The organism is Testudinibacter crocodili (assembly GCF_006228025.1).
Classification (GTDB): Bacteria; Pseudomonadota; Gammaproteobacteria; order Enterobacterales; family Pasteurellaceae; genus Chelonobacter.
This window is the reverse complement of sequence record NZ_VDHF01000003.1, coordinates 1-3,383: the sequence shown is the minus strand read 5'-3', so window position 1 is coordinate 3,383 and position 3,383 is coordinate 1. Positions and strand designations below refer to the sequence as shown.

Sequence of the window (3,383 nt, the reverse complement as noted above, 5' to 3'; positions counted from 1 at the left end):
GAATCACTAAACCTCACAATTTTTGCCTTATTTATTTGCAAAAAGAGTGGCGAAAAATAGTCTATAGCTCAAATTATAAACAAAGATCAACAGACCCTAGTGTTATCATCAAACAGACCCTAAAGTGCGGTTCGATTAAACAACAGACAACAGGAGCAATATGAAAGACAGCACGCTGGTAGATTTGTTCCTCAATGAACTGTGGTTGGAAAAAGGGTTGTCGGAAAACACCGTCGCCTCCTACCGCTTGGACTTGACCGCACTTTGCCTCTGGCTACAACAGCAGCAACTCAGTTTAACCGCACTTGATGCGGTTGATTTGCAAAGTTTTCTTGGCGAGCGTTTGGCACAAGGTTACAAAGCTACCAGCTCGGCACGCCTGTTAAGCGCAATGCGCAAATTGTTCCAATATTTGTATCGTGAAAAATATCGCGTCGATGATCCGACCGCACTTTTAACCTCGCCCAAACTGCCGTCTCGCTTGCCGAAATACCTGAGCGAAGCACAGGTTACTGATTTGCTGAATGCGCCAGCAACCGACGATCCATTGGAGTTGCGTGACAAAGCGATGTTAGAACTGTTATACGCCACCGGCTTGCGCGTGACTGAATTGGTCACCTTAACCCTGAATCATCTCAGTTTGAATCAAGGCGTGGTGCGGGTGATCGGCAAGGGGGACAAAGAGCGGTTGGTGCCGATGGGTGAAGAGGCAACGTATTGGATTCAACAGTTTGTATTATACGGGCGGACGGTGCTGCTAAAAGGGCAGAGTTCCGATGTGTTGTTCCCAAGCTTACGTGGCACGATGATGACCCGCCAGACATTCTGGCACCGGATTAAACACCACGCCTTATTGGCACAAATCGACCAAGACAGCCTCTCGCCACATGTGCTACGCCACGCCTTCGCCACGCATTTGGTGAATCATGGCGCGGACTTACGTGTCGTGCAAATGCTGCTCGGCCACAGCGACCTCTCTACCACCCAAATCTACACCCACGTCGCCAAAGAACGCCTCAAAAAACTACACCAACAGTTTCATCCGAGGGGTTAATGGTTTTTTTACGATCCGGATCGTAAAAAACATCGGCATCCGTTTTTTCTTGACCGCACTTTTCTATACTGTTTGCTATTTATTATTCAATAGAGAGGCAAAATGTCGTTAGCGATTGTTTATAGTCGGGCGTGTATCGGAGTAGAGGCGCCGTTGGTGACGATTGAAGTGCATATGAGCCGTGGTAAACCGGGGCTGACATTGGTTGGCTTGCCGGAAACAGCAGTGAAAGAGGCGCGCGATCGGGTGCGCAGTGCGCTGATTAATGCGCGTTTTGAATATCCACTATACCGCATGACGATTAACCTGGCGCCGGCGGATTTGCCGAAAGAAGGTGGGCGTTACGATTTGGCAATAGCATTGGGCATTTTGGCGGCCTCGGGGCAGATTTCGGCGGAGAATTTGGGACGTTATGAGTTTTTGGGGGAGTTGGCATTAACTGGTGAACTGCGTGGCACGCAGGGCGTAATTCCGGCGATTATCGAGGCTGGGAAAGTAAAGCGTAAATTAATTATTGCCAGCGAAAATGCGGAGCAAGCAGGGTTGCTCGGTGATTATCAGACTTATTTTGCCGATTCATTGTTACAAATTGCCGCATTTTTGCAAGGACAAGATGAGTTGCCATCGGCGCAGTTAACGTCATTCCCGGTGCAGGAATTGCCGCGCGAAAGCCGTTGTTTAACCGATATCATCGGACAACAACACGCCAAACGGGCGCTGATGATTGCCGCTGCCGGACAGCATAATTTACTGTTTTTAGGGCCGCCAGGCACCGGAAAAACGATGTTAGCAAGTCGGCTGACCGCACTTTTGCCGGAAATGAATGAGCATGAAGCCATAGAGAGCGCTGCGGTTGCCAGCTTGGTACAGACTCGGCTGCATAGCCAGTATTGGCGACAGCGACCGTTTCGCACTCCACACCACAGCGCTTCACTCGCGGCACTGGTCGGTGGCGGCTCAAATCCGAAACCGGGTGAGATTTCGCTGGCGCATAACGGTGTGTTGTTTTTAGATGAACTGCCGGAGTTTGAACGTAGGGTGCTGGATGCACTGCGTGAACCGTTGGAATCCGGCGAAATTGTCATTTCCCGAGCCAATGCCAAAGTGCGGTTTCCGGCAAAGTTTCAGCTGGTTGCGGCGATGAATCCGAGTCCGACCGGGCATTATCAAGGCTTGCACAACCGCACTTCAATTCAGCAGGTGATGCGCTATCTCAATCGTTTATCCGGTCCGTTTCTCGATCGCTTTGATTTATCGATCGAAGTGCCATTATTACCAGCCGGCAGTTTGCAACAGGGCGGAGAGCGTGGCGAAACGAGTGAACAAGTGCGGTCAAAAGTGGTTGTGGTACAAGAAAAACAGCTGGCACGCAGCGGAAAAATTAATGCACATTTGAGTGGCAAACTGTTGGAACAACATTGCGCATTGAGTTCGGCAGATTCACTGTTTTTAGAAAATGCATTATTAAAACTGGGGCTATCGGTACGTGCGTATCACCGTATTTTAAAAGTTTCGCGAACTATTGCGGATTTGGACGGTTGTGAACAGATTGAACGACAACATTTAACCGAAGCCTTGGGATATCGTGCGATGGATCGATTATTAGCACGTTTGGCAAATCAATCTGAGCGTTAAATGCGCATGATAAGTAGTGGGATAACATGCGGTTTTCTCGATTTTTATAAGAAATTAGTTTAAATCTTCCTCATCTTGTTTAAAAAGCAATCGAACAATGAAAATTTGCCATTTTTTTGCAAAAAATGCTTGTCAGGGGAATTTATATCCCTATAATACGCCTCACTTGTTTGCGTCGCCGACTTAGCTCAGTAGGTAGAGCAACTGACTTGTAATCAGTAGGTCACCAGTTCGATTCCGGTAGTCGGCACCATTACTTAAGTAAGTAAGCGTAAATAAGTAGCGTGGAGGGATTCCCGAGCGGCCAAAGGGAGCAGACTGTAAATCTGCCGGCTCAGCCTTCGAAGGTTCGAATCCTTCTCCCTCCACCATTTTTTCATTCAAATCCAGATGATTGGGGTAGATGAATAAGAACGCGGGCATCGTATAATGGCTATTACCTCAGCCTTCCAAGCTGATGACGCGGGTTCGATTCCCGCTGCCCGCTCCAAAGCGCTGATATAGCTCAGTTGGTAGAGCGCACCCTTGGTAAGGGTGAGGTCGGCGGTTCGAATCCGCCTATCAGCACCACTTTTCTATTCTTATTGCAATCCCATTCAATTGAAATCAATTTCTACATTAGGTTAATGTGGTAACTGAACCATCGATAACCGTGTTTGTTTAGAGGGACTAAAATGTCTAAAGAAAAATTTGA

Annotated in this window: 2 protein-coding genes and 4 tRNA genes; all 6 read left to right on the top strand. The window is 48.1% G+C overall.

Features of this window, described 5'->3' with window-relative positions; translation table 11 throughout:
• Nucleotides 1–160: 160 nt before the first annotated feature.
• The gene (gene xerD / locus FHQ23_RS00150; protein ID WP_139612502.1) at nucleotides 161–1,054 is read left to right on the top strand and encodes a site-specific tyrosine recombinase XerD; all 894 of its coding nucleotides are present in this window, start codon (nucleotides 161–163) and stop codon (nucleotides 1,052–1,054) included.
• A 102-nt stretch (nucleotides 1,055–1,156) separates the two neighbouring features.
• On the top strand, nucleotides 1,157–2,689 hold the full coding sequence (locus FHQ23_RS00145; protein ID WP_139612501.1) for a YifB family Mg chelatase-like AAA ATPase: 1,533 nt from the start codon (nucleotides 1,157–1,159) through the stop codon (nucleotides 2,687–2,689).
• A gap of 177 nt (nucleotides 2,690–2,866) precedes the next feature.
• Nucleotides 2,867–2,942 (top strand) — tRNA-Thr (locus tag FHQ23_RS00140).
• A gap of 33 nt (nucleotides 2,943–2,975) precedes the next feature.
• A tRNA-Tyr gene (locus FHQ23_RS00135) sits at nucleotides 2,976–3,060 on the top strand.
• Nucleotides 3,061–3,104: 44 nt separating this feature from the next.
• Nucleotides 3,105–3,179: transfer RNA gene (locus FHQ23_RS00130), tRNA-Gly, on the top strand.
• A gap of 4 nt (nucleotides 3,180–3,183) precedes the next feature.
• Nucleotides 3,184–3,259, top strand: a tRNA-Thr gene (locus FHQ23_RS00125).
• Nucleotides 3,260–3,383 lie beyond the last annotated feature (124 nt).